This window comes from Sorangium sp. So ce1504 (assembly GCF_051521635.1).
Classification (GTDB): domain Bacteria; phylum Myxococcota_A; class Polyangia; order Polyangiales; family Polyangiaceae; genus Sorangium; species Sorangium cellulosum_B.
In genome coordinates this window covers 12,155,787-12,181,781 of sequence record NZ_CP150365.1, presented here as the reverse complement: position 1 = coordinate 12,181,781, position 25,995 = coordinate 12,155,787, and the positions used below count along the sequence as shown (strand labels likewise).

The window sequence follows — 25,995 nt, the reverse complement described above, 5'->3', positions numbered from 1 at the left end:
GTCATCACCAGGGAGGTTCAGCATGCTTCCGGAACGTACATCGCCTCGAGACGAAGATTCACCGCAGGCCGTCCTGCGCGGGCTGTCGTCCATCTGGCTGGATTTCGAGTCCCAGGTGCATCACATCCCGATCGTGCGGCGCGTGATCGAGCGTCGCATTCGCCTGGCCGATTACCACGAGCTCCTGCTGAACCACCGGGCGCAGGTCATGAACGGGGCGCTCTGGATCGCGCGCGCCGCCTCCAACATCGGCCACGAGTTCGCCGAGCTGCGCTCGCGCTTCATCCGCCATGCGGCCGCGGAGCATCGCGATTACCTGATGCTGGAGGAAGACTACCTGAAGAGCGGCGGCGACCCGGCCGGGCTCGCGCGGCACGAGCTGAACATCGGCAGCGAGGCCCTGTCTGCCTGGATCTTCCATCGAGCCGATCAGCCGAACCCCTTCGATCTCCTCGGCGCCATGTACATCATCGAAGGCCTCGGCAAGCGGGTCGCGGCCCAGTGGGCCGAGCATGTGCAGTCCGCCCTTCGCCTGGAGGCGCAGGCGGTAAGCTTCTATTTCTATCACGCGAAGGCCGACGAAGATCACCTGGGCGAGCTGGAAGAGGCGCTCCACTGTGGTATCTTGAACCTCCCGCGGACGGCGCCGAGAATCCTCAAGACCGCCCGGGTCACCGCGCGACTCTACCGCCTCCAGCTCGAGGAGATCGGGAGCTACTGACATGGACTTTCAGGGCTTTTTCAGGAGAATGAAGCACGACCCCGGGGATCCCGATCCGTGGCTGGCCTTGTACCTGGACCGGTCCTTGCCGATCGACGAGAGGGCCAAAGCCGCCTTCCTGAAGAGCCAGCGCAGCACCACGCGCAGGGTCGTGATGCCGATCATCAGGCCGTTCGCCCGCCTGTCGATCTCCGGCATCAAGCTCATGAAGATACTTGTCCCGGCGAGCTGGCAATCTCCGTGGTTGTTGCACCGGTCCATTTACTGGGGCCTGAGGCTCTTCGTCGCCCCGGAGGCCAATTACCTCATCCTGCGCCACTTCACCATCGGCACGGAGATCTTGAAGTTCATCGAGGACAACGTCCCGGGCATCGATATCCGGACGACGACGCCGCTGAGGACCAGGAGGCTGGAGGACCTCTTGGACAACACGTTCACGGTCCACGATCTGATCTTCTACAACTTCATCATCGAGCTGAACGAGAAGCTTCGCGCAGAGGGGCGTGAGATCGAGCCCCGGAAAGAGATCGACTTCTCTGCCATCACAGATGACGACGCGAGCATCGACGATCTCCCGAACACCTGGCTGAACGTCGTCGACCTGCAGACCGCCATCGAGATATACACGCCGCTCTATGCGCTGTTCCTGTCGGATCACCATTTCTGGCGGGCGAGCAATTCGCTGCAGCTGGACGAGATCATCGCGCTCTACGTCGGCAAGATCCTGAACGACCCGCTTCCTGTCGCCCTGGTACACAACCATCATCCCATGGTGCCCAGCTCGACGCTCGAGGCCGGCTTCCGGTTGACGCTACATGGCCTCGACTCCGAGACCCTGCACGGACACCTGAGGAAGCTGAAGGCAGAAGCGAAGAGAGCGGCGGCCCAGGGAGCCCGCGCGCCGTGACGATCTCCTGAATCCTCCTCCTCGAACCGAGGCTTCTCCGGGCGAAATCTGGAGGAGCGTCGAGGCCGCCGGAGGGCAGAAGATCGCGCCTCGTGCCCGCTCGATCGCAGCGAGACGTGTGCCACGTGCGATCCTCTGCGCGCCGCGAGCTCGACACCTGTGCCTCGCCGGCGTGATGGCCCGCCGTTTGCTGGTCTTCGAGACGGGACGATGGGCGTCTCGAACACGATGCTGAGTGCGATTCCAGGAGGAGAGACAATGAATTGCTCCGAGCTCATGAAGACCGACGTGGCCTGCTGCAAGGCGAGCGAGCCCGTCGAGAACGTCGCCGAGCTGATGCAGGCGCGGAACATCGGTTTTGTTCCGATCTGCGGCGACGATGGCTCCGTCATCGGGACCCTGACCGATCGAGACCTCGCCATCCGGGTGCTCGGGGAGCACCGTCGCGCCTCGTCGACACGGGCGGAGGACGTCATGACCCGAGAGGTCGTCTGCTGCGGGCCGGACGAGGATCTGAACGTGGCCGCGCGCCTGATGAGCAGCCACAAGAAGTCGAGGATCATCTGTGTCGATGGTCAGAAGCATCCTGTCGGCGTCATCAGCCTGTCGGACATCGCCGACCGGGACGGCGGGGCAGGGTCGTCAGCGCTGCTGAGCTCGATCTCTCAGCGAGAGGCGCGCTCGTAGCACCGGGCGCTCCGTTCCCCGCCGTGGCCGATCACCCCGGGCTCCTGCGGGCTTGCGCACTCGGGGTGCGCCGTTGCTCCCGAGCGCGTCCATCGGGGTGGGGGCCCCGGCGCGACCCGGCCCGCCCTCGCGCGGGCCGAGCGTGCTCGGGTCCCGCCCGCCGCGCCGGCGCTACGGGGTGGCCTTGCAGAGGTCGCTCGAGCGGCACGCGACGATCCGGTCGAGGGTGTCGAACGGATTGTTGCAGTCGTCGTTGCGGATCTCCTGCAGACACTCGTTCAGCTCCTTGGAATCGGTGCCGCCCGGGCACTCCGCGAGGTTGAGATCCTCGCGCCACTCGGCCCGGACCCTGCTGCTGCAGGCCTCATTGCTCGTATACGTGCGGTCAGGGCCGATGTTGTTGCACCGGGCCTCGCGGTCGCACCGCGCCTGGACGATGCGGTCGACCGCATCGACGGTCGCCACCCGCGCTTCGATCTGCGTGCCGTCCGGGGGGCGCGTCGTCCCGAGCGCCCTCTCTTCTCGATCACACGCCGAGGCGAGCAGGGCCGCCCCCGCCGCGAGGACCAGGCCCATCACCGACTCTCCGCTGTTCGTTCGCATCGCTCTCTTCCTCCTCTCCAACCGGCTATGACGCTTCCGGCGGCTGGCTACCGAGCCACCTCGCGAGCTGCCCCATCGCTCCGGCCGCTTGCCCCTTCCGGTCCTCCCCGAGGGCCTCCCCACGTGAGTCGTCGGTCCGACAGCCGGCGATGGTCAGGAGCAGAGCGGTCCCTGACCAGAACAGCCGCACGCTGGCTTCTCGCAACATGCTCCGACGCCCTTGCGACTGGCGTGCCTCCACTCCCGCCGGGACCGGCTGTCACGGGCGCCGGGCGCCGGCTCGATCCGCCCTCGAACGGACGGCGGCCATGCGCCGCTGGCCAGGCGCGCCGCCGGAGGCTCGAATCGAGACACGCACCTCGACCCACGACGGGGTGCAAGCGTGGGCCGCGACAGACGCCCCCCGAAGCCGGAGGTCGCCGGGCACGGCCGCTCGAGCGCGGCTGCACCGAGCACCGCCGGGCGCCGTCACCGTCGTGCGCAATCGCGCCGCGATCGGGCTCGTTTTACTTACGCGCTAGTTGGCAACAACCGCTCAGTGGCGCGTCCTGAGCAGCTCGCGTTCGGTGGACACGCTTCGCGCGCCCGTCGCGCGGCTACCGCGGGGGATGCGAGCGCTCCGCGGCGCCGGGCGGGGGTCGGCCGGGCGCGCGGCCTGCGCGGAGAGGGGGCGCGGCGCGGCCGCGGGGACGGAGGCCTCCGCGGACGCGGGGACGGCGGCCCCCACCGCCGCGGCGTCACCCGATCTCGCCGCTAGGTGTGGGCTCGCTTGGGCTGCGATGCGCGCCTGCGCGGCGCGGACCACGGACGCGGCGCGCGCGTCGACGCTCGACGCCCGCAGCGCGGCGGGGACCTGTGCCTGCGCCCACAGCGCGCCGGTCGACAGCACGACGCCGAGCGCCACGACGAGGCCGGCCGCGAGGCCCAGCTTGCCCCGGCGCGCGGGCTCGGCTCGCTCGGCGCGCGCCGGCGCACCCGACGGGCCGACGGCGGCCTTGTAGGCGGCGACCATGGCCTCGATCGAGGGGAACCGCTCCGTCGGGTTCAGGGCGAAAGCGCGCGCGAACCAGGCCGAGAGCGCTGGCGCCTCCGGGTACAGCGCCGAGCGCGGCGGTTGCGCGCTGGCCAGGATCGAGGCGAGCACGTCGCTCATGGTGTGGCCCGGGAAGGGCAGCCGGCCCGTGAGCGCCTCGTACGAGACGACCGCGAGCGCCCACATGTCCGAGTGCGGGTTGGTGTCCCCGTCGCATGCGTGCTCCGGGCTCAGGTACGCCGGCGTTCCCAGCACCACGCCGTCGACGGTTCGACGGGGGAAGTCGGCTGGCAGCTCCTTTCGGATCCACTTGGCGATGCCGAAGTCCGCGACCTTGGCGCGCACCTCACCGTTGCGCTCCTCCTCGAGCAGCACGTTCGTCGGCTTGATGTCGCGGTGCACGATGCCGAGGCCATGCGCGACGGAGAGGGCCTCTCCGATCTGGCCGAGGAGCGGGGCGAACTCCGCCGGGGAGATCGGCCCCCGCTCCTGCATGAGCTGCCTCAGGGACCGACCTCGAACGTAGCCCATGACGAGGTACGGACCCACGGCAGGATCGTTGCCGACGTCGTGCACGGCGACGACGTGGTCCGTCTTCTGCGCCAGCTGCGCCGCGACCTGGGCCTCGAACCGGAAGCGCTCCAGCGCGGTGCCAGCCTGGCTCTCGCGCTGGACCGTGAGGAGCTTGAACGCGACGTCGATCCGCAGGGCCCTGTCGTGCGCGAGCCACACCTCGCCCATGGCGCCGCGTCCGACCAGCCGCGAGAGCTTGTACCGCCCGGCGACGAGCTGGTTGCGCCGCGGGTCCTGGGCTACGTCGCCCCGCCCGGCCGCAGAAGAAGCGGGACCGGCGTCGCCGGAGCGGTTCGAGCGCGCCGCAACGGTACGCGCGCTGTCCACCATCTGGAGATTGGCGTCAGATCGTCCACCAGAAGCCGATGCTTGCCACACGAGCGGTACCCTCCGTGCCGTCGCCGTGTCCAAGCTCATTGACGCGCTGATGCGACAACGCTCCTGGACACCGAGACCGGGGCATGGCGATCACGGTACCACCGGGAGGGAGAGACTGGAATCAGGATCGACGGAAGCGCCTCGCTCGGGAATCTCCGGATCCACCATAAGGTGCGCAAGGGTGGTGGATCAGCGCCATGGTGGCGCCCTCGCCCAGGTCAGAACGTGATCTTGATAGCGTCCGCCGACCTGTTCGCCGGGCCGTGAGGGAAACCATGCGGCGACGCCGGATGACGCGATGAAGGGCCGCCGCCCAGACGGCCATCCATGCCCCCAGAGCGCCCGTCGGGGCGGTCCGGCCGGCCACTCCGCAGGTGCACCCGCCGCCGTCATCGCCTTCTCCACCTGCGCTGTTCGATGTGCTGGAGCCGCCGCTGGATGCGGAGGATCCCGTGCCGCTACCGGCGCCAGCGGCCACGCACCTGCAACCGTTCGGCTGGTCGGGAGGAACGCATCCCGCGGGGCAACTCCCGCCATCGTCGCCGTCGCATTCCTCGGGAGCCTCGATCTTGCCATCACCGCATTGGCTCGCAGGCCCACAGGACTGACCCGGGCAAGAGCAGGTCTCGGAGCAGCCCCGGAAGCTGCTCCACATGCACTCACCCATCGCTCGTTCACGGTTGCCCCCGTCCTTGTTGCTCCCATCGAGCTCGGGCACTCTCCCCGAGCCGGAGATACAATCTCCGCTCCCGTCAGGACCGTGATCGGAGCCGTACTGGCCCCCGACGGGCGCGCAGGGATCCGGCTGTGTCAAGGCGCCGTGGTCGACCCAGCGATCCGCATAAGAGAGGAGGACGTCCTTGTTGACCGGCCATGCCGCCGCGAGCGCAGGCATGAGCCGCATGAGGAGCGCCGAGTATTTCGTCGGTTTGGCCGTGTTGTCTTGATACCATCCGCCAGGCTCGAAGCCGCCGTCGATGTACCCATAGGGGTCTCGAATCGTCCGGGTGGATTGGTCGGAGAAGTCGTCCCAGTACTCCTCCTCCGTACCGACGGGCTGGCCCCACAGGGCGGCGCCGTTCTTGCCGGCGTAATAGCTGGCCGTCTCGAAGAATCGGCCCGCATCGACGGCCGCGAGGTCCGCCAGCATCGCCGGGTCCGCCAGCATCGCGGCCGCGAAGGCATAAGCGAAGAGCTTGCCGCCGCCATTGCCGCCGCCGCCTCGGAACAGGCTCGCGCCCATCCTGTCGACACCCCAGATGTCGATACCGTGCTGCACGTAGCCGACGAGCACGGGGAATTTGGCGGCGAGATCCTCCTCGGGCGTGCAGGGCGGCGCGCCGCAAACATCGGCGAGATGAAGCCAAGCATAGACGTCGGTGTCGCGCGCCCAGATGTCGGTCGACCACGGCCTGCCGTCGGGGAGCGCGTCCTCCGGCGGCATGAGGTCGCACGTGACCGAGTGGCTCGTGTAATCGAGGCGGAGGTGGCGCGTCCAGGCCAGGGCCGTCTCCAGCGAGGGTGCGTCGGCGCACGCGGCCTGCAGACGGGACAGGAGCTGCGTCTGCAGCGTGGAGGTCGAGAGCACGGGCTTGTTCGTGCCCACGAAAGGAGGACGAAAGGTCGTGCTCGGGTCAGCGGGCGGCGCGTCGATCACCGTGACCACCGCCGCGAAACGCCCGCACGACTTCTCACCGGCGCCATCGCAATCGCTCGACGGGTTGTCGGACACGTACTTCACGACGGAGCTGCCGGGCGGCGCAGCGTAAGGCAGGCTGACGGGCGGTGCATGATCGTCGAGCCGGTCGTCCCACCGCTGCGGCCCGTCGGGGGAAGGATTCACGTCCACACCGTGACGGCCGCCGGCCGCCTCGGGCGTGATGGTCGTGATGCTGGCGACGCCGTTCTCGCTGATGACGAAGTACTCGCCCGTCGCATACTGACCGCAGGCATAGGCCTTATCGAAGCGGAACGTGATGTCGTTGCTCGGCCCCGATGGCGCCTCGTAGCGCAGGCAAGGGCCGCTCGAATCGGACGTGACGGTGCTCGGGCTCCCTGAACAGCCGCAGTCCGCCCTGGCCTGCGCGTCAAGGAGAACAACCGCCGCCGAAGCGGCGAGTGCGACGGTCAACAGGTTGAGCTTCATCCTGTACACGACCTAACACGGGGCACGCGCTCGAGGGGTGCCGGTCAGCCCTCTCGAGCTGTTCTGCGCGCGGCGCTGCCTCGGCGCCGCGCGGGTAGCGGTGGCGGAGGCGGCGCGCCCCGGGACGGTCACGGCGAGACGCAGGGCACGCTCGGCGCGGCGTCCGGCGAGAGGAGCGGCGGCAGCCAGCGCCGCAGCACCAGGGGCACCATGGCGTCGTGGGGCATCGGCTCCGTCGGGACGAGCGGCTCGAGCTCGCGGAGGACGCCCGGCGCCGCAGGGTGCGCCTCGACGCCGCGCTGGAAGGCGCGGCGGAAGTCGGCGATGGGGCGCTTGGCCCAGGTCATCGTCTGCCACGACACGACGACGTGCGTGGTCGGGCGCGAGCGCGCGAGGGGGAGCGCGATGTCGACGTCCATGCACGTGTCGATCACGAGCGCCGCGTGCACGGGGGTGGACGCGCTCAAAGCGGTCGCGATGCCGCCCGCCTTGTTGCAGCCGCCGCCGGAGTGGCCCGCGACGACGACGCGCGCGCGGTCGAGGGTCGCGACGCCGCGCAGCCGCGCGGCCGTGGCGTCGAGGAACGCGTCCAGATCGAAGGCAGGCCAGCTCGTCCGCGCGACGGCGACCGCCGCCGGGAGCACGGCGCTCGGCGCGGCGACCAGCATCGGCGGGATCTGGCCCGCCTCCATGAGCTGCGCCGCGATCCGGCGCACGTCGCCCTCCTGGCCGCCCCCCATCCAGCGGTGCTCGATCCGCGCCTCGTTGGTGCCGTGCAGGAACACGAGGATCGGCAGCGGCCGCGCGGGCTCGGCGGCCGCCAGGCGGTGCACGAAGGCGCGACCCCGCCAGCGCCGCTCCGGCGGCACCGGAGGCGCGGCAGCCCCGGCCTGCGCTGCGCCCTGCTCGGCGGCGCCGCTCGCCGGCGCAGACGGGTGCTCGTAGTCGTACGTTGCGCCGTCGAGCTGCGCGGGTGCCGCCGCCGACGTCGACGCCGCCGGCGCTGCGGCCGCCGGCGCAGGCTTCGGCTGCGCCCCCACGGCGCCCGGGGAGGACACGGCCGCGAGCCCCGCCGCGAGCGCGAAGGCGCGCGTCGCGGGCGCAAGACCACGCGCCGCCGCCCGCGGAGCGCGCGCGCCCCCGCGGCGCCCGACGGCCGTCACTGCGGCTCCTCCGCCGGCGCCGCGCGGCCAGCGCCGGGCGCCGGGGCCTGCGACGGGGCGGGCGAGGCGCTCGCGTCCCGCGGGATCGTGCGCTTCCGCTCGAAGGCGCGGGTCGGGTCGACCACCTTGACGTCCCCGAGGCGGCTCAGCATCGGGCCGATCGCCTGGGCGTCGCCCACCACGACGATCGCAGCGTGCGCCGGTCGCACGTTGTCGTGCGCGATCTTGCCGGCGAAGACCGGCGTGATGTCCCGGAGCTCCTTGCGGTAGCTCTCGTGGTGGTCGTCCGGCAGATCGAGCGCCTGCATGACGGCGATCTCGTCCGCGAGCCCGGTGGCCGTCCCGAGGCCGAGGCCGAGGCCGGCCGTGAGCCGCCGCGCCGCGGCGTCGACCTCCTCCTGCGAGGGCGCCGCGGCCGCGAGCTGCTCCGCGTGCTCGAGCATCGCCTGCGCGGCGAGGCCCGTGCGCGCCGCAGGGACGCGGACGTGAGCCAGGAGCGGGACGGGTCCGTGCGCGACGTCGAGCGGCGCCGCGGACACCTCGCGCGCCGGCCCGCGCGGCGCGAGCAGCTCCTGCGAGAGGCGCCCGGAGGGGCCGCCGAGGACCTCGCCCGCGACCGCGAGCGCGGGCCACTCCGAGGCGCTGCGCTCGGGGCCGAGCACGCCGAGGAAGAGCTCGCTCTCCGCGCTCTTCGGGCGATCGACGATCGTGATCTTGAGCGACGCCGGAGGCACCGGATCGGTGAACGAGAGCGCCGGCGGCTCCGCGCCGCGGCGGTCGGTGAAGGCCTTCTCCACGGCCGCGCGCGCGGCCTCGGGCGTCGTGTCGCCCGCCACCACCACCACGGTGTTCTTCGGGACGTACCACGCCGCGTGGAACGCGCGGCAGTCGGCGGCGGTGATCCGCGGGAGCTCCGCCGCTGTCGCGCCGAACGAGGCGTAGGGGTGCAGCTCGGTCGGGAGCGCGTAGAGGTCGCGGAAGAGGACCATCAGCGCTCCCCAGCGGCCGTCCGAGCGCGCGCGCTCCCTCGCCGCCTCGGCGGCCTGGGCCTTCAGCTTGGCGAGCTCCCCGGCGTCGAGGCGCGGCCGCTGCACGACGTGCCCGAGCAGCAGGGCCGCCTCCGCGAGGCGATCGCTGGGCGCGCGCAGCCCGATCACGGTCGCGTCGAGGCCGGTGTCCACCCGCAGGGAGGCGCCGAGCGACTCGACGCGCGCGAGCAGCTCGCGGCCGGGGAGCCCGCCCGCGCCCCCGCGCAGGAGGAGCTCGCCCGTGAGCGCGGCGAGCCCGGTGCGCTCGCCGTCGGCCGCGGAGCCGCCGCGGATGACCACCCGGACCTCCACGAGCGGCAGCGCGCGGCTCACCGCCGTGGCGACGCGGAGGCCGCTCGGGAGCTCGGCCCAGGTGATCGCGGGCATGCGCGCGGGCTTCGCGGGGCCGGACGGCGGCGGCTGCTCCCCGCGAGCGACCTCGGCCGGCGGCGCCGCTGGCGCAGACGTCGCCGGCGCGGGCCTCGCCGGCGCGCCCGCCTGCGCGGGCGGCTGCGGCGCCCGCCCAGCAGCGCAGCCGCACGTCACGGCGGCCGCGAGCGCCGCGGTCCAGGAGAGCCAGGGGCGCGCTGTCCGTCGCCCGCGCAGGTCGCGTCGCTCGCTTCGCTCGTTCATCGCGTCACGCGTTCTCCGTCGCTCGCCTCTTCGCGTCACTTCTTCGTGGGTTTCGCCGGCTTCGTCGGCGCCGGATCCGGCGCGGGCCGGCTCGCCGCGCCGTGCGCCTTCGCCGGGCGCTCGCCCGGCGCGGCCTTGTCCGCGCCCTTGCCCGACGCGGCCTTGCCCGGCGCGGCCTTGCCCGGCGCGGCCTTGTCCGCTCTCTTGCTCGGCGCGGCCTTGTCCGCTCTCTTGCTCGGCGCGGCCTTGCCCGCGCCCTTGCCAGGCGCCGCCTTCTCTGCGCCCTTGCCCGGCGCCGCCACCTCAGCGTCCTGCTCCGGCGCCGCGGCGCGCGCCCTGCCTCCGGCCCGCGGCGCGCCGGCCGACGCGCGCGGCGGCGGGGCGGCTCCCGGCATCGCAGGGGGATAGGTCTCGACGATCGTCCGGCGCGTCGGGCCGAGGTGGGCGCGCGCGGCGCGCTGCACGTCCTCCCGGGTCACCGCGAAGTAGCGCGCGAGCTCCCCGTTCAGGTGGGCGGCGTCCCCGAAGAGGAGCTCGTGCTCGCCGAGCGCCCGCGCCCGCGCGCTCGCGTCCGCGAGGCCCGCCAAGAACGCCGACTGGAGCAGCCGGCGCGCCCTCGTCAGCTCGGCCTGCGAGGGTCCCGCCGTCGCGAGCGCCCGGATCTCGCCCTCGATCAGCCTCTCGACGTCGCCGACCCGGGCGTCCTCGGCGAGCCGCACGTCGATGGAGAAGAGATCGGGCCCGCGGTGGCCGTCGATCGCGACCCGCACCGACCGCGCGACCGCCTTGTTCCCGACGAGGAGAGCCGGGAGCCGCGAGCTCTCGCCGCGCCCGAGCAGGGAGGCCGCGAGCGCGAGCGCGTGGTGATCCGGGTGCTCGGGCGGCGGCACGGCCCACCCGTAGAGGATCGACGGCGCGCGGGCGGCGCTGTCCCTCACGACGCCGGTGCGCTGGCTCGTCTGCTCGGGGAACGGCACGTCCTTGAAGGGCGCGGCGGAGACGGCGGGGATGCCGTCGAAGTACTCGTGCACGAGCGCCATCGCCGCGCCCGCGTCGAAGCCGCCGGCGATCGCGAGCACCGCCCTGTTCGGGCCGTAGTGGGCCGCGTGGAAGTCGCGGGCCCACGAGAGCTCGGCGCCCGCGAGGTCGTCCGCCTCGCCGAGCGCCGGGTGCTCGTGGGGCCAGTACCCCTGGAAGACCAGCTCGCGGAGCCGGATCGCGCCCTGGCCGTGGGCGGCGCCGAGGACCGCGCCGCGGCGCTCGAGCGCGCCCCTGCGCTGCGCCTCGAAGCCCTCTCCGCTCGGCGCGGGCGCCCTCATGCGATCGGCCTCGAGCCACAGCGCCAGCGCGAGCTCGTTCGCGGGCAGCGCCGCCGTGAAGGTGGTGCGATCGACGTCCGCCTCGGCGTGGAGCTCGCCGCCGCGCTCGGCCACGAGGCGCTGGGGCTCGCCCGCCGGCAGGCTGCGGCTGCTCCGGGCCATCGTGTCCATCACGAGGCGCGCCACGCCGCTCCTACCGCTCGGCTCGTCGCGCGAGCCCGCGTCGTACGTCACGGCCACCGCGACCGTGGGCGAGCTCTCGTCGGGGCTCAGCACCACGCGCATCCCGTTCTTCAGCTTGATCCGCTCGACGGGCAGCGCGAGATCGAGCGGCGCTTCCGCCGGAGCCGCCGCGGCGCTCCTCGGCGCCCCCGCCGTGTGCGCCACCTTCCCGATCGGCGCGCCCCCGCCGCGCGCCGCCTTGCCGGCGGGCACGCGCGCCGCCTTGCCGGCGGGCACGCGCGCCGCCTTGCTGGCCGGTACGCCCGCCGCCTTGCCGGACGGAGGCGCTGCCGCGGCGAGGTGGGGCGCGCCTGCGCAGAGCAGGCCGAGCGCCGCGAGCGCGGCCGTGAGGGCGCGGCGGGGCAGGGTTCGGCTCACGGTCGTGGACACCGCACGGCGATAGCACGTCGCCGCCCGGGCGCGCGCGTCGAGGAGCGACGCGGCGCAGCGACCGCGCTTCACCCTGCCGGCCGACTCGCGTAGGCTCACGCCCCGAGCCCAAGACGTCACGAGCGCGCGCCGCGCGCCGCCCCGCGCCGCCCCACGCCCAGAGAGAACCGCCGATGCCCGACGTTCAAAATTTGATCAAAGCCGTGGTCGGAACGCTCGTCTTCGTCGCCGTCGGGCTGATCGTCTTCCTGCTGGCGTTCGTGCTGATCACGAAGCTCACCCCCTTCTCCATCCGCAAGGAGATCGAGGACGACCAGAACACGGCGCTCGCGATCGTGATCGGCTCGGTGATCCTGGGCCTCGCCTGGATCATCTCCGCGGCCATCCACGGCTGACGCGCGGGTCTCGGCGTTGGCCTCGGCCGGGCCCGACCTCCTCGGCGCGCTGCCGGCCGGGCCCCGCGGCGCGGCCCGCGGCGGCTTCATGTGGAGCCGCCGCGTCGACCTCGCTGTGTTCGGCGGCTCCGCGGCGGTCGCCCTCGCCCTCGCCGCGCTCTCGACGGGGGGCGCGCTCCCGGCCTGGGGCTTCCTGCTCTTCGTGGTCGGCGTCGACGTGGCGCACGTGCACACGACGCTCTTCCGCACGTACCTCGACCCGGAGGAGCTCCGCCGCCACCCCGCGCTCTACGCCGGCGTGCCGCTCGCCTGTTACGCCGCCGGCGTCGCGCTCCACCTCGCCTCCGAGCTCACCTTCTGGCGCGCGCTCGCCTACGTGGCCGTGATCCACTTCGTCCGCCAGCAGGTCGGGTGGGTCGCGATCTACCGCGCGCTCGCGGGCGAGCGCTCGCGCCTCGATCGCCTCCTCGACGACGCGCTCGTCTACGCGGCGACGGGGTGGCCGCTCCTTTACTGGCACGCGCACGCTCACCAACCGCGCGCGTTCCAGTGGTTCGTGGACGGCGATTTCGTGAGCGCGCCCTGGCTCGCCGCCGCGGTGGGCCCGCTCGGCGCGGTGTACGCCGCGCTCGCCGCCGCGTACGTCGCCCGCGCGATCCAGCGGGCCTGCGTCGACCGCGCGCCGCTCAACCTCGGCAAGCACGTCGTCGTCGGGACGACCGCGGCGACGTGGTACGTCGGCATCGTCGCGACCGACAGCGACTTCCAGTTCACGGTCACCAACGTGATCGTCCACGGGGTCCCGTACATGGCGCTCGTCTTCGCGTACGCCCGGGAGCGGGCCCGCGAGGCGCCGCGCTCGCTGCTCGCGCGGGTCCTCGCCGCCGGGCTGCTCGCCTTCCTCGGGGTCGCGCTGGCGCTCGCGTTCGTCGAGGAGATGCTCTGGGACCGGCTCGTCTGGCACGACCGGCCGGAGCTCTTCGGCGGCGCGCGGACAGGGGACGAGCCGCTCCTCGGGCCGCGCGCGCGGGCGCTGCTCGTGCCGCTGCTCGCGCTGCCGCAGGCGACCCATTACATGCTCGACGCCGTGGTCTGGCGCCGTCGCCACACCCGCCCTGCCCAGGCGCGCGCGCTCGGGTTCCGGCCCGGAACGCCGGAGGGCGAGCAGGGCGAGAGCGGAGAGGCTTGACCCGCGGCGCAACTCCCGTAACCCTCGGCGCTTCGCATGGCTTCGCTCGCGGTGCCCGTGCTCCCGCCACGCCCCTCGCCCGCTGCTCGGCGCGGATCGGCGCCGCCCCCGCGTAGCCCGGAACCATGTCCGGAGAAGATCCGACGATGTTGAGGGCATGCAATGCGTGCGCGGTGCTCGCCTGCTATCGCTCCTGCATGCTTGCGCCGTCTGGAAGAGGTAACAGCGATGAGTGAACCCCGGCCAACCGACGGGCTCAACGGGCCGCGCGTGACGCCGATTCCCCCGAACCCGCGCGCCCCCGTCCTCCTGGTCGACGACGACGCCGAGCTCCGCGAGATGCTCCGCGAGATGCTCGAGTCGTCGGGCTACGATGTCTACTGCGCCAGCAACGGCAGGGAGGCGCTCGATCTCCTGCACCAGGCGGACCCGCCGCCCGGGCTCATCCTGCTCGATCTCATGATGCCGATCATGACCGGCGAGGAGATGCTCGCCGCGCTGAAGCAGGTGCACGCCCTCGCGGCGATCCCGGTGACCATCGTCTCCGGCCACGACGGCCCGCCCGAGGGCACGGCCTACCTGAAGAAGCCCGTCGACTTCAGCGCGCTGCTCGGCGTGGTCCAGAAGACCTGCGGTTAGCCGCTCAGGTCGAGCGCGGCGCTCCCAGAGCGTTGACCAGAGCGTCGACCGGAGCGCCGACCAGCGCGCCGACCTCGACAGGCGACGGCGACCGCGGGCTCATCGCCGCGAACGCGAGCAGCGCCACGACGGTCAGCAGGAGCGCGAGCGCGAACGCCGCGGCGAGGAACAGGATGCCGAGCGACGCGCGCTCGCTCCCGGCCTCGCCCGCGCCCTGGTCCGGGTCCTCGTCGCGCCGCTCCGGCTCATCCACGCTCCGCCCTCCGCTCGCCGGCTGTGCTTACCGCCTCGCGCCGGACGGCGCAACGGACGCAGCGAGGACCTCCGTGTCCGCCGCGCTCGACGGGCGCGGCGGCGTCCTCGGCGGACGCGCCCGTCCGGACATTGTCTGTCCGGAAGGGCCATCGCCGTCCGCCTCCAACGGCTGTAGGTTCGCCTCCTCGGAGGGCGTGAGAATGGCAGAAGGCCGCACCAGCGACGCTGCGGAGAAGAGCGGACAGGCGAGCTCCGATCGCCTGTGGATCCTTGTCAACACAAGTCTTCGTGAGTCTGCGCCAGAGCGCGTAAGTGGCCGCCCTCCCCGGGAAACCATGGTGATACGTGACGGCGATACCCTCCTCGTCAGCGTCGATGTCGGCCGGGGCCGCGGCAAGGCGCTCACGGTGCCATTCAACATGGTAGAGCTAGGTCGCCTGGAGGCGACGCTGGTGGTGCGGCTCGCGGCCACCTCCGCCCCGTGCGCCGCCTGCATCGACGAGAGCCTTGCCAGGGCGGCTCAGGAGCCCGGGGGGCTCGACACGGATCGCGTCTTCTGCGCGGTGCGCGCCGCGATCGCCGGCTGCGCGCAGCGCGCGCACGGCGAGGCCGCCCGCGGCGCGGCCGACGCCGGCGGGCCTCCGCCGGAGAGCTCGGGGCCGCGGCCGCTCGGCGCGCTCCGGCTGGCGCCGGTCAACGCGCCTCACGTGCCCGCGGGGGGCGCGCCGGGGGCGGGGGGCGCGCAGGCGAAGGAGAGCGAGCTGGATATCCTCCTGATCATCTGACCTGGGCTCGCTCTCGTTATCGCTTGTTGCATCTCCACGGTGGCACTCCTTGCTCCAACCGTTGTGCATTTGCCTCCCACCCTCTGGTGTACGGCAAGGACGCCAAACTTCTCTGCTGCCACACAAGCCAGCTCACGCAGGGGATGGCCGATTGCACCACCGTCGCGGCCGAGCAGGATCTGCGTACCTGGCTCCGCACGTCGGTACGGCGGGGCGGAGCGCGGGTGCTGAAGCGCGCGACACCGGCGCTGACGCGCCTAGAAGGCGCGCCGCTTACGCGTTCGATGTGGTAGGATGGCCCCCGACGGTATGCTCCACGGGCCGTCACGAGCGCCATCATGCCCTACTCGCTGGATCTCCCGAACTCCTGCCGCCGTCACCTTGAAGCAGCCAACCTGCTCAACCGGCCTGAACCGCGGAGCGCGAGGCCGGACGTCGCGGGTTACCTTTACGGCATCGCTGCCGAATGCGCGTTGAAGGAGATGATGCGCGACTCCGGGATGCACCCGCTCCCGCCCAACCAGCGCCGAGATGACCCCTTTTACGCGCATTTTCCGGAGCTGAAGACCCTGCTCCGTGACTGCGCTCGCGGCCGTCGGTCCGGTGAACTGCGAAAGTATGCCGAGGACGGTCAGCTCATGCAGGACTGGGACACGACAATGCGGTACGCCCCAGGCAAGGAGATCCTGCCGCGCCATGTCGAGCGATGGCGGGAGCAGGCAGAGCGGCTCAGGCAGGCGATGGAAACCCCATGAAAACGGAGAAGCTGACCGTTCACTTCGATGACAGCCTTCCCGTCCTCGTCGACGAGGTCGAGGCCCACCTTGGCCGGAGCTCCCTCGAAGGCGGGGTCGTGTTGCGGGAAGCGTCGGGGCGGCTGACCTTCTTCGTCGACGGAGAGCTCACGCCGGAGAGCCTGGCCGCGCTCACCGATGCGCTCCGGAAGGCGCTCGGTCCGTACGCACGACCGGACCGTGTTGTCGCCGATCGGCAGTCGCCCGGCGCCGCGCGCATCCTCGAAGACCCCGGTACCTGCGCGGTCCGGGTCGGCGACCGGACCGTCCGGTATCTTGATCGCAGGATCGTCGGGGCAGACTGGGTGCGCGGTCCCGAGCCCGAAGCACCGGCGCCGCCGCAGTTCGTATTTGCCAGCCTCAAGGGAGGCGTCGGCCGCTCCACAACCCTATCCGTCGTGGCCGCAGAGCAGGCCCGCAAGGGCCGGAACGTCCTGGTGATCGACATGGACCTCGAAGCCCCCGGCATCGGGTCGATCCTCCTCGACCCGGACCGCAGGCCGGCTTTCGGCGCGCTCGATTATCTCGCGGAGAGCGGCCTCGGCGGCTTCGACGAGACCGAGCTGGCTGACTTCGTGGGAACGAGCGCGCTGACCAGTGGAGCCGGCCTCGTGGATGTCATGCCAGTGAGCGGGACCTCCTCCGAGAAGCATCCGGAGAACTTCCTGGCCAAGCTCTCCCGGGCCATGCTCGAAGACGTCGAGCCCGGCGGCGGCTCAGTCTCACTGCGAGACAAGACCCGAGGGATGATCCGCCGAGTGGTCGGCCGCCGTCCGTACGATCTCGTGCTCGTGGACGCTCGCGCCGGTATGGCAGAGCTCTCGGCGGGCCCGCTCCTCGGTCTCGGCGCGACGGTCTTCCTGTTCGGCACAGCGCAGCGTCAAACCATCGACGACTACCGATATCTCTTCGCGCATCTCGCGACGCTCCCGACGCCGGAGGGAGGCTCACCGTGGCGGCAACTGCGCATGGTCCACGCGAAAGCGCCCCTCTCCGACGAGGTGAATACGACGTTCACCGACGAGATGTGGAACCTGTTCACAGAGTACCTCTATGAGGAGATCGATGGCCTGGACGGCTTCAACTTCGACGTGAATGACCCCCAAGCCCCACACTACCCGATTGCCATTCCCTTCGATGCCCGCTTCGTCCACTGGGATCCGGCCAAGAAGCCGACCGAGCTGACACGTAGTTACTACGAAGCCACCTTCGGCGCCTTCCTCACCGCGGTGGATCGCCTGCTGGGTCCATGAACCACCACCCGCCGGAGCTCGAACCGCAAACATCGCCCGTGTCCTCCAGCACATGATCGCCGAGCAGCCCACCGCCAGCGTCGACTTCAACAGCATCCGCCAAGGGCTCGCAGAGCTGCCGCGCGCGGACAATCACGCGCCTGGCCAGCCCGTCGACCCGGGCTTGGTCTACGTCGTGAGCGGGCACCGGAGCGCGCTCGACCCCGAGCGCACCCTGGTGGTTGGCAACCGGGGTATGGGGAAGAGCTTCTGGGCACACGCCCTGGCTCAGAAGGAGATCCGCGAAGAGGCGGCGCAGAGGTTCCGTCAGCCGGACCTCTACCGGACCTCTGTCGAGATTGGCTTCAATGCCTCGGAGCAAACCGGCAGGGTGGCGCCATCGCTCGATATCGTCCGGCAGATGGCCCGCGATCATCGCGACTCCGAGAGCGTCTGGCGAGCCGTGATCGCTCGTGCAGCCGTTGGTTTCACGGATCACGAGCTCCCCGCCAGCTTCATCGACCTAGTGAGTTGGGTCGAGGCGGATGCCGAGCGGTATGGCCACCTGGTTACCGCCGCGGACGCGCAGCTCGCGGCGACCGGCCGAAAGCTGCTCGTGGTGTTCGACGCGCTCGATCGTCTGGGGAAAGACTGGTCGATGACGCGCGAGCTGACTCGCGGACTTCTACGCAGAGCGCTCGCCGCCCGGTCATTTCGATCCATTCGCCTCAAGCTTTTCATGAGGCTCGACCAGTTCTCAGATCAGGCTCTCTTCGACTTCCCCGACGCGTCCAAGATCCGGAATACCCGCGTGGATCTCGACTGGACGACAAGCGATCTCTACGGCCTCCTGTTCAATCGCCTGTCCCGCTCGCCGCATTCAGGCGAGGCTTTTTCCCGGCTCGTCGAGCGTCTGAAGGCAACTTCCCCCGTTGGCCTCTTGCCCGCCGACGTGGAACAGAAGCGGATCGTCGACTCCATTGCCGGCGAATTCATGGGCGCGGACAAGAAGCGTGGGTTCGTCTTCACCTGGCTTCCCAATCATCTGTCGGATGCCAGGGGCCAGACGTCTCCTCGTACGTTCCTCACCGCCTGGCGCGAGGCAGCGCACCACGGGGCGCCGCCGGTGGGGCGCGCGGTGGACCACCTCGGTCTCCTGGAGGGCGTGCGCAAGGCTTCCGAGGACCGCCTCACGGAGCTCGGAGAGGAGTACCGCTGGGTCAGGACGGTCCTGGAGCCTCTCCGTGGCCAGATGGTCCCGATGGAGCAGGAGTTCCTCGAGTCGCTCTGGCGCAAACGCGGCACCGCGCAGACGCTCCTCGCCCAGCCGGCGACCACGGCGCTCGGTCTTGCCCCCGTCCAGCTCGCCGATCCAGGCGTAAACCCCGAGAAGGCATTGGTCGACGCGCTCCAGACGATCGGCGTCCTCGAGATTCGATCCAGCGGCAAGATCAACGTGCCAGACATCTTTCGAGTCGAGGCGGGGATCAAGCGCAAGGGCGGGGTCAAACCCCCGCGACGCACCGGGTCTGCGGATGGGTGAGCTTGCCAGTTCGCGATGGGAAGCTATCGCCCAGAACGACCGCTGACCGCCGAGCTTCACCACGCGGACGACGCCGTCGGATATTCTCCCGCCGATGCGTCGCCCTCCCCTTGTCTCCAGCGCCGCGCTCGCCGCAGCGCTCCTCTTCTTCCTGTTCCTGCCCTCCCTCCTCGCGTGCGCCGGCCCTCGCGCTCGGCCTTCCCCTCCCGCTGCGAGCGCTGGTGCGCTGCCCGCGCCGCCCGTCGGTGCGACGCGCCGGCGCGCGCGGGATCTCGGCATCGTGATCGGCCGCCTGCCGACCGGGAAGTTGAACGCGATCACCGATGTCCCCGGCGTGCGCGTCGGGCACGTCACCCACCACCGCGGCGCCGGCCGGCTCGACCCGGGCAAGGGGCCGGTGCGCACGGGCGTGACCGTCATCCTGCCGACGTCCGATGATTTCTGGCACAACAAGGTCCCCGCCGCGAGCTTCGTCCTGAACGGGAATGGGGAGATGACCGGCCTCCATTATGTGAGGGAGTTCGGCGTCCTCGAGACGCCCATCGTCTTCACCAACACCCTCGCCGTGGGCCGCGCGCTCGACGGAGCGATCCAGTACATGCTCCGACGCTATCCGGCCATCGGCGTGGACGAGCCCACGGTGACACCGATCGTCGGCGAGTGCGACGACAGCGCGCTCAACGACATCCGTGGCCTGCACGTGTCGGCGGAGGACGTCATCGAGGCGGCGGAGCGCGCCGCGGATGGCCCTGTCGAAGAAGGGGCGGTCGGCGGCGGGACGGGGATGATCTGCTACGATTTCAAGTGTGGTATCGGTACGGCGTCGCGCGTCCTGCCGGAAGCCGCGGGCGGGTTCACGGTGGGCGCCATCGTGCAGGCGAACTTCGGGGCGCGCGGCGAGCTCCGGGTCGACGGGGTGCCGGTGGGGCAGGAGATCCGCGATCTCTTGCCCGTGCCGGATGTCCACGGCGAAGGCTCGCTGCTCGCCGTGGTCGCGATCGACGCGCCCCTGTCCGCGCGGCAGCTCGAGCGGGTGGCGCGGCGCATCGCGCTCGCGGTGGGGCGCACAGGAACGATTTCGCGCGATGGAAGCGGGGACCTATTTCTGGCCTTCGCGACGGGCAACCGGGTACCGTCCAAGCCGGAGGGGCTGACACGGAGCCTCCGCGAGGTGGACGACGCGCGTCTGAACCCGATGTTCCAGGGCGCCGAAGAGGCGGTGGAAGAGGCCATTCTCAACGCGATGACCATGGCGACGACGACGTTCGGACAGGACGACCACGTCGCCCACGCCATCCCGCTCGATCGGCTCCGCGAAGCGATGGAGCGGTACGGGAGGCTCGACCCGACCGGCATCACGAAACGACGGATGCTCCACGGGACACCCCCGCAGAGCGAGTAGCGCTCGCACACCAGCATGTGCATCAGCTCGCTGGATCGGCCGATGCTTGGTCAGTTGACGCAGCTCGACCGGGCCCAGTCTGGCACCTGGCTCAAGCGCAAGACCTGGGTTAGTTCGTCATGAACGCAAGCTGTCAATGCTGGTTCGCGCCGCTGACCCTGCTCGTCGCGAGGTGTGGGTCTCATTCTGTGATGACGAGCAGGTCGGCTCGAGGAGAGATTATCAACGATGCTAGGTTGGCGTCGGGCGACGTCGGCAACGCGTGTGGCGTGGACTTTGGCCCCTGCCGCTCCGGCCTGCACTGCCTGAAGCCGAACCACGCCAGGAACGGCTGGTGCGTGGCTCCCGGTGATGTCGGCAACGCTTGTGGCGTGGACTTTGGACCCTGCCGCCCCGGCCTGAACTGCGTCATCAGCGGCGCGAGTAGAAACGGTTTTTGTAGATGACGCCAGGTGGGACAGACATTGGGCCCGCCCCGTGAGCTGGCGCCGCGTACCTCTTCGCGGGCCCAGTCGGGGTTTGCCCGCAATCTGCGCCGTCACTCCGGGCACGATCCGGATGGGCGGTCGTTATGGGCGGTCGTTAAGGAGCGATAGAAGATTCCTTATGCGATCTGCCCCGCTCCTGAAAAGCGACGCTATCTCGACCGATCGTCCACCCATGGAAGGAGCCCCCTTCACGCCACAGCCAGCGTGCGGGAGGATCTGGCGGGGAATTGCCGCGCATCCCGCTCGCCGATGCGCTCCATCTCCCGGAGCCAGGCCGCTCGTTGCTCGGGGGTCCGCGTCTTCTGATCGAAGAAGGTGGTCTCGCGGACGGGCCCAAAGCCGACGAAGCGCAATGTCGCGTTGATGAACGAGGTATGAACGGAGCGCCAGTGCCAGAATCGGTACCAAAAGCCCGGGCTATCCATCGTGGTCACGACGCGCGCGCTGCGGCCGGCGAGCAGCCCCTCGGGCAGCGCGCTCCGCTTTCGATAAGCGAACGACCATCCTGGCAAGAAGGTGCGATCGATGAAGCCCTTGACCAGCGCGGGTGGCCCTGCCCACCAGGTGGGGAAGAACCAGGCCACGTGGCTCGCGCGCTCGATGGTGGCCTGCGCCTGGCGAAGATCGGGCTCGAGCTCCTGCTGGCCGCTGAAGCCAGCGCGCAGGTGCGGATCGAAGGCGAGCGAGCGCAGGGCCAGGAGCTCGACGCGGGCTCCGCCTCTGTCGAGGCCGCTGGCGTAGGCTCGAGCGAGCGCGTCGCTCAGGCTGTCGGGGGCTGGGTGACCTTGGATGACGAGGTGCATGCGTCGATCTTGGCCATGCAGCAGCGTCTGGGTAGACGGTTCTGCGCAGGTGTGCCATGCGTGGGTGCATGGCACGCTCTCCCGCGCCGCCGCCCGCGGGCAGGCCGCTCGCCGACCTGGATTGGGCCGATCTGCGCCTCTTCCTGGAGGTGGCGCGCGCCGGCAGCTTCTCGGCCGCCGGCCGCAAGCTCGGCATCGAGCAATCGACGGTGAGCCGGCGCATGGCGACCTTCGAACGAACGCTCCGGGTGGCGGTCTTCGATCGGCTGCCGGGAGGCTCGATGCTCACCCCGCTCGGCGAGCAGCTCCGCCGCCACGTCGAGTCGATGGAGGCCGGCGCCGACCAGTTCGTGCGCGAGGCCAGCGGCCACGAGAGAGCGGCCGAGGGGATGGTCCGACTGGCGCTCACGGAGTCGATCGCCGTACACGGCGTCATCCCGCGCGTGCTCCCGGCGCTCGCCGAGAGGCACCCGCGCGTCTCGCTCCACCTGCTGACGAGCTACGAGGTGGCCGATCTGGGCCATCGTGAGGCCGAGATCGCCGTGCGTTTCTTCCGGCCGAAGAGCGGTGATCTGGTGGCCGCGCGGATCGTCACCCTGCCGACGGTGCCTATCGCCCACCGCAGGCTCTCGAAGAAGGGCCGCGACGAGCTCGACTGGGTCGGCGTCGATCTGGGCCGCACCCCCACCGTCGAGGACGACTACCAGAAGCGGCATGTAAAAAAGGCACCGAAGCTCATCGTGAGCAGCTACATCGCCCAGATCGAGGCCGTGCGCGCGGGGCTCGGCGCCGCGGTCTTGCCGTGCAGCGCGCTCGATCTGGACGACGACCTGGTGGAGCTCGATCTGGGCCTGCCCGCAGGCCCGGTGCTCGAGCTCTGGCTCGTCACGCCGCGCGGCCTGCGCCAGGTGCCGCGCATCGCCGCCGTGTGGGGCGCCCTCGAAGAGCATCTCCAGTTCTTGAGCTCGCCGCGACGCGCGCGGGCGCGCGGGCGCTCGGCTGATCCTCAGCAGCGATTGCGGCTTCGGCCGTCAGGGCATGAGCCGGATGCGAGCAGAGACCCGCCCGCCAGGTAGCCTGTCCGTAGACGAGCTTCGGCGTCGAGAACCCGTGGAAGAAAGGGTCGCGCAGGGCTTCCTGATGCCGGTGCTCTTCGGTTATGTGGACCGCGGCGCCACCCGCACCACGTTCGAGCACCCCATCGACGACTGGGCAGCGCAGCTGCGCGAGGCCGGCTTCGCGCGCGTCGACCGCCGGCTGATCCATCGCACCTGGTGGGCGCCGGCCTGGATGCTGGCGGCGCGCTGAGGCGCCTTGCGAGGTTTCTGGTGCGCGAGCCGGCTCCGGGCGCTGACGGGGCCTCTTGTGCCAGAACGGGCCAGTTTCTCGCCAGATGTCAGGGTTCGGGGGCACCCCGCGCGCAGCGGCTCGGTCGCTCCGCGCGTTCCGCCTCGGAAATAGACGAGCCCGCGATCGGAGCCGGCGCGGCACGGCCGATGCTGGACGGGGCGGCATGCAGCCAACCCTCCGAACCTGCGCTCCCTTCTTCGTCCTGTCTCTGACCGCGATCCTCGGTTGCGAGACGTCCACCGATCCCAACACGTACCCCGACCCCGACGGCGAGGATTGCAGCGACGCCGACAAGCCCTTCTGCGTGGTCGCCTCGGACAAGCAGCGCATCTCGAGCCCGGACGTCCCTCCGGAGGACAAGACCGCGCTCGTCTCGGGCAACTCCGCGTTCGCGCTCGACCTCTACCAGCAGCTCCGCCAGGAGCCGGGCAACGTCTTCTACTCGCCCTACAGCATCTCGACGGCGCTCGCGATGACGTGGGCCGGCGCGAAGGGCGAGACCGAGACGGCCATGGCCGACACGCTGCGCTTCGACCTCGGGCAGGACAAGCTCCATCCGGCGTTCAACTGGATCGACCAGGAGCTCGAGAGCCGCGGTCAGGGCGCCCAGGGCGCCGACGGAGAGGGCTTTCGCCTCAACGTCATGAACGCGCTCTGGGGGCAGATCGGCTACTCGTTCGAGGCGCCCTTCCTGGACACGCTCGGGCTGCACTACGGCGCTGGAATGCACGTCGTGAACTTCTGGGACTTCCCGCAGGAATCGGTCGATCTCATCAACGGCTGGGTCAGCGACCAGACCGAGGGCAAGATCGAAAAGCTGGTGCCCGTCGAGGCGATCACCACCGAGACGGTGCTGGTCCTCACGAACGCCATCTACTTCAACGCGGCGTGGCGCACCCCGTTCGAGCCCACCGAGACCGAGGACGGCCCGTTCGAGACGGCCGATGGGACCGAGGTAACGGTGCCCCTGATGCACGGCAACCTGGAGATGCCCTACGCCGAGGGCGACGGCTACCAGGCGATCGCGATGCCCTACGACGGGGACGAGCTGTCGATGGTGATCGTCCTGCCGGCGAAGGGCACGCTCGACGCGTTCGAGGCGTCGCTCGACGCGGCGAAGGTCGACGGCATCGCCTCCGCGATGAGCGAGCACCTGGTCGACACCACGATGCCCAAGTTCAAATTCGAATACGAGCTGAGCCTCAAGAAGACGCTGGAGGCGATGGGGATGGAGATCGCGTTCAAGTCCGGGGTCGCGGACTTCACCGGCATCAACTCCAGCGGACGGCCCTTCATCCAGGACGTCATCCACAAGGCGTTCGTCGGCGTGAACGAGGCCGGCACCGAGGCAGCGGCGGCGACCGCGGTCATCGTCGGCGACGAGTCGGCGCCCCAGCCGGCGTCGCTCGCGCTCGTGAATCCCTTCCTGTTCCTCATCCGCGACAACGCGACGGGCAGCATCCTGTTCGTCGGCCGCGTCGCCGACCCCAGCGCGAGCTGACCCGCTGCGCCCGGTTCTGCGACGGACGCGGACGCATCCCCATGCGTGCGCCGATGTACGTGGCAGAGCGCCTGTACTGACAATGTCAGGCCTCGCCACGCTGAGCGCAGCGTGCCACAGCAGAGGGCGCTCGCGCCTGTCGAGGGTCCGCCTTCACGCCAAACGCGGCGATGGTGAACACCGACATGATGGCACCGAAGACATCGAGCCTCATGAAGACGGCGATCCCGACGTGCAATCCGACCGTGGCCGCCACCCAGAGCCGCCGGGTCCGACGTGGCCAGATGAAGAACGGGTACCCGATCTCCACGAGCAGCACGAGCCACCCCGCGGCCACTGCGATCCAGGCGTGGTGCGCGAGCCACGAAAAATCGAACCGCCGGTACTCGGGCAGCATGAGCGAATGCCACATCGCGTCGCCGTCCCACCACGCTGGGCCCAATGCCTTCTCCACACCACTCGAGAGGTAGACGAGACAAAGGTGCAGCTGCACCACCCGCAGCGCGAGGCGCGCTGTCGCGCTCGGCTCAGGCGGCGCTCGCCCAAAGGCACGATCGAGCGACAGCACAGCGCCAGAAGGCATGAAGACGAGGTAAAACAGGAAGATGTTCGCGAACTGATCTGCTCCGTAGTTCGTCCTCTCCGCGGTCATCATCAACGTGAAATGCACGAGCCATGTGCACGCCGCGGAGAACCTCGTCCTCCAGCCGAGCAGGAGGCCAACCAGCGACAGCGCGTAGAGCACACCCACGCCAGCGATCACCGAGCTCTCACCGACCCCGAAGCGCGAAAATGCGTTCACGAGGTGGCCGATCCGGGGGAAACCGATCGCGCCGGCCCCGTCGAGGAGCTGTCCCTGCACGATGCCCGAACGCGAGTACAGCTCGGAAGCGATGGGCGCGATCAGCGCTGCCTGCATCAAGAGAACCGACGCGAGCCCTATCCGGAGCGCTGCCAGGGGCCGGGCCGACGCGGGTGCGAACGCGAATCGCCCCATCGAGCCCCACAGGCGCGCAGCTGCCTCTCTAGCCTTCGGCAGGAGCAGGGTATGGGTCCGCTGCCTCATGGCGTCGCCTCTTTGTTGATCTCGCCGGTAGCGAGCTGCGTCTTCAGGGTGAACTTGGCCTGATATTCGACATACCACCGCGGCTGTTTGCCCGCGCGATACTCCGCCATCGAGGGCAGGTCGTAGCTTTCGATTCGGACAACAACGTTGTCCGCCTCTGGGTGCCTGGCGAACACCTTCGCTACCCAGGACGCAATCAGGGAGCGCCTCGCGGCCGGGTCCTGCTCATCCCAGTACATGCCGATGATATTCTTGACGCGGAGGTCCGCTTCGCGGCTCGCGCCTGTCTCCAGCACCTCGGTCGTCAGCGTTCCCGCGCGATCCCTGACCTGGAAGGTGGCCCAGGGCAGGGGCCCGACGCTCGGAGCAAAGAAGGAATACGCGCTGCTGGCCCCGGAGAGCGCGCCATAATAGCCCACCGCACGCTCCGCCCAGCCCCCGTACGGCAAGCGCACATGCAGCACCCCCAGCACGATCACCAGCCCGAGGTGGATCGCCGCGGCGGGAAGCACGAAGAGCACGCGCTTTCCTATGTTTCCTGTTCCGTCCATGGAGCTCACCCCTGTGGAGCCGTATTGCGCGCGGCGTGCCACCCGCTTTCGCCACCCACGTTTCCAACGCGTCGTCATTCGGCCGCAGCGCAGGCCGCGGCCGGATGGCGACGCTTGACGTGCGATGTCTCAGCGCGATCGCCCGTAATGTTCGACTTCGCGCTCGGCAAAGCGGACCCGGCATTCCGTGATGGCCGCG

At 70.5% G+C, this 25,995-nt stretch carries 24 protein-coding genes; 14 read left to right on the top strand and 10 right to left on the bottom strand.

Going from position 1 to position 25,995, the window contains the following annotated elements; translation table 11 throughout:
* Window positions 1-22 precede the first annotated feature (22 nt).
* The 3 genes from WMF39_RS45895 to WMF39_RS45885 all read left to right on the top strand — a co-directional run bounded on the left by WMF39_RS45895 (window position 23) and on the right by WMF39_RS45885 (window position 2,315).
* On the top strand, window positions 23-721 hold the full coding sequence (locus tag WMF39_RS45895) for an iron-containing redox enzyme family protein (protein WP_437742744.1): 699 nt from the start codon (window positions 23-25) through the stop codon (window positions 719-721).
* 28 nt (window positions 722-749) lie between these two features.
* Window positions 750-1,628: a DUF6999 family protein gene (locus WMF39_RS45890; protein ID WP_437742743.1), complete on the top strand. Its 879-nt coding sequence runs from the start codon at window positions 750-752 to the stop codon at window positions 1,626-1,628.
* A gap of 258 nt (window positions 1,629-1,886) precedes the next feature.
* The gene (locus WMF39_RS45885) at window positions 1,887-2,315 is read left to right on the top strand and encodes a CBS domain-containing protein (protein ID WP_437742742.1); all 429 of its coding nucleotides are present in this window, start codon (window positions 1,887-1,889) and stop codon (window positions 2,313-2,315) included.
* 171 nt (window positions 2,316-2,486) lie between these two features.
* Here WMF39_RS45885 and WMF39_RS45880 read toward each other — a convergent pair whose 3' ends face one another.
* The 6 genes from WMF39_RS45880 to WMF39_RS45855 form a co-directional block, all read right to left on the bottom strand.
* Window positions 2,487-2,918 (bottom strand): DUF6184 family natural product biosynthesis lipoprotein, encoded by a 432-nt coding sequence (locus WMF39_RS45880; RefSeq protein ID WP_437742741.1) that lies wholly within the window; start codon window positions 2,916-2,918, stop codon window positions 2,487-2,489.
* A gap of 535 nt (window positions 2,919-3,453) precedes the next feature.
* Window positions 3,454-4,854 (bottom strand): protein kinase domain-containing protein, encoded by a 1,401-nt coding sequence (locus tag WMF39_RS45875; RefSeq protein WP_437742740.1) that lies wholly within the window; start codon window positions 4,852-4,854, stop codon window positions 3,454-3,456.
* A 169-nt stretch (window positions 4,855-5,023) separates the two neighbouring features.
* The gene (locus WMF39_RS45870; protein WP_437742739.1) at window positions 5,024-7,048 is read right to left on the bottom strand and encodes a hypothetical protein; all 2,025 of its coding nucleotides are present in this window, start codon (window positions 7,046-7,048) and stop codon (window positions 5,024-5,026) included.
* Window positions 7,049-7,176: 128 nt separating this feature from the next.
* The gene (locus WMF39_RS45865) at window positions 7,177-8,211 is read right to left on the bottom strand and encodes a hypothetical protein (RefSeq protein ID WP_437742738.1); all 1,035 of its coding nucleotides are present in this window, start codon (window positions 8,209-8,211) and stop codon (window positions 7,177-7,179) included.
* Window positions 8,208-9,872, bottom strand: a complete 1,665-nt coding sequence (locus tag WMF39_RS45860) for a M16 family metallopeptidase (RefSeq protein ID WP_437742737.1) — start codon at window positions 9,870-9,872, stop codon at window positions 8,208-8,210. Before WMF39_RS45860 ends, WMF39_RS45865 begins: the two co-directional genes overlap by 4 nt.
* A gap of 35 nt (window positions 9,873-9,907) precedes the next feature.
* Complete coding sequence (locus WMF39_RS45855) at window positions 9,908-11,791, bottom strand: insulinase family protein (RefSeq protein WP_437742736.1); 1,884 nt, start codon at window positions 11,789-11,791, stop codon at window positions 9,908-9,910.
* 185 nt (window positions 11,792-11,976) lie between these two features.
* Between WMF39_RS45855 and WMF39_RS45850 the strand changes: the two genes are divergently transcribed.
* The 3 genes from WMF39_RS45850 to WMF39_RS45840 all read left to right on the top strand — a co-directional run bounded on the left by WMF39_RS45850 (window position 11,977) and on the right by WMF39_RS45840 (window position 14,026).
* Window positions 11,977-12,198, top strand: a complete 222-nt coding sequence (locus WMF39_RS45850) for a DUF350 domain-containing protein (protein ID WP_437742735.1) — start codon at window positions 11,977-11,979, stop codon at window positions 12,196-12,198.
* A gap of 16 nt (window positions 12,199-12,214) precedes the next feature.
* Window positions 12,215-13,387, top strand: coding sequence for a hypothetical protein (locus WMF39_RS45845; RefSeq protein WP_437742734.1), 1,173 nt, complete (start codon window positions 12,215-12,217; stop codon window positions 13,385-13,387).
* Window positions 13,388-13,615: 228 nt separating this feature from the next.
* Window positions 13,616-14,026, top strand: coding sequence for a response regulator (locus tag WMF39_RS45840; RefSeq protein WP_437742733.1), 411 nt, complete (start codon window positions 13,616-13,618; stop codon window positions 14,024-14,026).
* Window positions 14,027-14,030: 4 nt separating this feature from the next.
* Here the strand turns inward: WMF39_RS45840 and WMF39_RS45835 are convergent, their stop codons facing one another.
* Window positions 14,031-14,279: a hypothetical protein gene (locus WMF39_RS45835; RefSeq protein WP_437742732.1), complete on the bottom strand. Its 249-nt coding sequence runs from the start codon at window positions 14,277-14,279 to the stop codon at window positions 14,031-14,033.
* A 337-nt stretch (window positions 14,280-14,616) separates the two neighbouring features.
* On the opposite strand from WMF39_RS45835, the gene WMF39_RS45830 reads away from it, so the two are divergent.
* From WMF39_RS45830 to WMF39_RS45810, 5 genes are all read left to right on the top strand, one after another.
* Window positions 14,617-15,066, top strand: coding sequence for a hypothetical protein (locus WMF39_RS45830; protein ID WP_437742731.1), 450 nt, complete (start codon window positions 14,617-14,619; stop codon window positions 15,064-15,066).
* A gap of 338 nt (window positions 15,067-15,404) precedes the next feature.
* Window positions 15,405-15,821: a hypothetical protein gene (locus WMF39_RS45825; RefSeq protein ID WP_437742730.1), complete on the top strand. Its 417-nt coding sequence runs from the start codon at window positions 15,405-15,407 to the stop codon at window positions 15,819-15,821.
* A complete protein-coding gene (locus tag WMF39_RS45820) occupies window positions 15,818-17,113 on the top strand; it encodes a KGGVGR-motif variant AAA ATPase (protein ID WP_437742729.1) in 1,296 nt (431 codons plus the stop codon). Before WMF39_RS45825 ends, WMF39_RS45820 begins: the two co-directional genes overlap by 4 nt.
* 52 nt (window positions 17,114-17,165) lie before the next feature.
* A complete protein-coding gene (locus WMF39_RS45815) occupies window positions 17,166-18,635 on the top strand; it encodes a hypothetical protein (RefSeq protein ID WP_437742728.1) in 1,470 nt (489 codons plus the stop codon).
* 94 nt (window positions 18,636-18,729) lie between these two features.
* Window positions 18,730-20,037: a P1 family peptidase gene (locus WMF39_RS45810; RefSeq protein ID WP_437742727.1), complete on the top strand. Its 1,308-nt coding sequence runs from the start codon at window positions 18,730-18,732 to the stop codon at window positions 20,035-20,037.
* Window positions 20,038-20,713: 676 nt separating this feature from the next.
* Here WMF39_RS45810 and WMF39_RS45805 read toward each other — a convergent pair.
* Entirely contained in the window at window positions 20,714-21,328 is a 615-nt protein-coding gene (locus WMF39_RS45805; protein WP_437742726.1) for an NAD(P)H-dependent oxidoreductase, read from the bottom strand.
* A 68-nt stretch (window positions 21,329-21,396) separates the two neighbouring features.
* Here WMF39_RS45805 and WMF39_RS45800 point away from each other — a divergent pair, with 68 nt between their 5' ends.
* From WMF39_RS45800 to WMF39_RS45790, 3 genes are all read left to right on the top strand, one after another.
* Window positions 21,397-22,404, top strand: a complete 1,008-nt coding sequence (locus tag WMF39_RS45800; RefSeq protein WP_437742725.1) for a LysR family transcriptional regulator — start codon at window positions 21,397-21,399, stop codon at window positions 22,402-22,404.
* 34 nt (window positions 22,405-22,438) lie between these two features.
* A complete protein-coding gene (locus tag WMF39_RS45795) occupies window positions 22,439-22,636 on the top strand; it encodes a hypothetical protein (protein ID WP_437742724.1) in 198 nt (65 codons plus the stop codon).
* A gap of 205 nt (window positions 22,637-22,841) precedes the next feature.
* Window positions 22,842-24,179, top strand: coding sequence for a serpin family protein (locus tag WMF39_RS45790; protein ID WP_437742723.1), 1,338 nt, complete (start codon window positions 22,842-22,844; stop codon window positions 24,177-24,179).
* A gap of 85 nt (window positions 24,180-24,264) precedes the next feature.
* Here the strand turns inward: WMF39_RS45790 and WMF39_RS45785 are convergent, their stop codons facing one another.
* Window positions 24,265-25,245: an HTTM domain-containing protein gene (locus tag WMF39_RS45785; RefSeq protein WP_437742722.1), complete on the bottom strand. Its 981-nt coding sequence runs from the start codon at window positions 25,243-25,245 to the stop codon at window positions 24,265-24,267.
* The gene (locus WMF39_RS45780; protein WP_437742721.1) at window positions 25,242-25,766 is read right to left on the bottom strand and encodes a hypothetical protein; all 525 of its coding nucleotides are present in this window, start codon (window positions 25,764-25,766) and stop codon (window positions 25,242-25,244) included. Before WMF39_RS45780 ends, WMF39_RS45785 begins: the two co-directional genes overlap by 4 nt.
* Between the last annotated feature and the right edge of the window lie 229 nt (window positions 25,767-25,995).

What these genes read in the sequence shown, in the direction of transcription:
- WMF39_RS45790 (WP_437742723.1), top strand. Translation starts at nt 22,842, where the DNA reads ATGCAGCCAACCCTCCGAACCTGCGCTCCCTTCTTCGTCCTGTCTCTG.
- WMF39_RS45785 (WP_437742722.1), bottom strand. Translation starts at nt 25,245, where the DNA reads ATGAGGCAGCGGACCCATACCCTGCTCCTGCCGAAGGCTAGAGAGGCA.
- WMF39_RS45880 (WP_437742741.1), bottom strand. Translation starts at nt 2,918, where the DNA reads ATGCGAACGAACAGCGGAGAGTCGGTGATGGGCCTGGTCCTCGCGGCG.
- WMF39_RS45870 (WP_437742739.1), bottom strand. Translation starts at nt 7,048, where the DNA reads ATGAAGCTCAACCTGTTGACCGTCGCACTCGCCGCTTCGGCGGCGGTT.
- WMF39_RS45895 (WP_437742744.1), top strand. Translation starts at nt 23, where the DNA reads ATGCTTCCGGAACGTACATCGCCTCGAGACGAAGATTCACCGCAGGCC.
- WMF39_RS45840 (WP_437742733.1), top strand. Translation starts at nt 13,616, where the DNA reads ATGAGTGAACCCCGGCCAACCGACGGGCTCAACGGGCCGCGCGTGACG.
- WMF39_RS45830 (WP_437742731.1), top strand. Translation starts at nt 14,617, where the DNA reads ATGGTGATACGTGACGGCGATACCCTCCTCGTCAGCGTCGATGTCGGC.
- WMF39_RS45810 (WP_437742727.1), top strand. Translation starts at nt 18,730, where the DNA reads ATGCGTCGCCCTCCCCTTGTCTCCAGCGCCGCGCTCGCCGCAGCGCTC.
- WMF39_RS45805 (WP_437742726.1), bottom strand. Translation starts at nt 21,328, where the DNA reads ATGCACCTCGTCATCCAAGGTCACCCAGCCCCCGACAGCCTGAGCGAC.
- WMF39_RS45800 (WP_437742725.1), top strand. Translation starts at nt 21,397, where the DNA reads ATGGCACGCTCTCCCGCGCCGCCGCCCGCGGGCAGGCCGCTCGCCGAC.
- WMF39_RS45885 (WP_437742742.1), top strand. Translation starts at nt 1,887, where the DNA reads ATGAATTGCTCCGAGCTCATGAAGACCGACGTGGCCTGCTGCAAGGCG.
- WMF39_RS45815 (WP_437742728.1), top strand. Translation starts at nt 17,166, where the DNA reads ATGATCGCCGAGCAGCCCACCGCCAGCGTCGACTTCAACAGCATCCGC.
- WMF39_RS45820 (WP_437742729.1), top strand. Translation starts at nt 15,818, where the DNA reads ATGAAAACGGAGAAGCTGACCGTTCACTTCGATGACAGCCTTCCCGTC.
- WMF39_RS45850 (WP_437742735.1), top strand. Translation starts at nt 11,977, where the DNA reads ATGCCCGACGTTCAAAATTTGATCAAAGCCGTGGTCGGAACGCTCGTC.
- WMF39_RS45860 (WP_437742737.1), bottom strand. Translation starts at nt 9,872, where the DNA reads ATGAACGAGCGAAGCGAGCGACGCGACCTGCGCGGGCGACGGACAGCG.
- WMF39_RS45875 (WP_437742740.1), bottom strand. Translation starts at nt 4,854, where the DNA reads ATGGTGGACAGCGCGCGTACCGTTGCGGCGCGCTCGAACCGCTCCGGC.
- WMF39_RS45890 (WP_437742743.1), top strand. Translation starts at nt 750, where the DNA reads ATGAAGCACGACCCCGGGGATCCCGATCCGTGGCTGGCCTTGTACCTG.
- WMF39_RS45825 (WP_437742730.1), top strand. Translation starts at nt 15,405, where the DNA reads ATGCCCTACTCGCTGGATCTCCCGAACTCCTGCCGCCGTCACCTTGAA.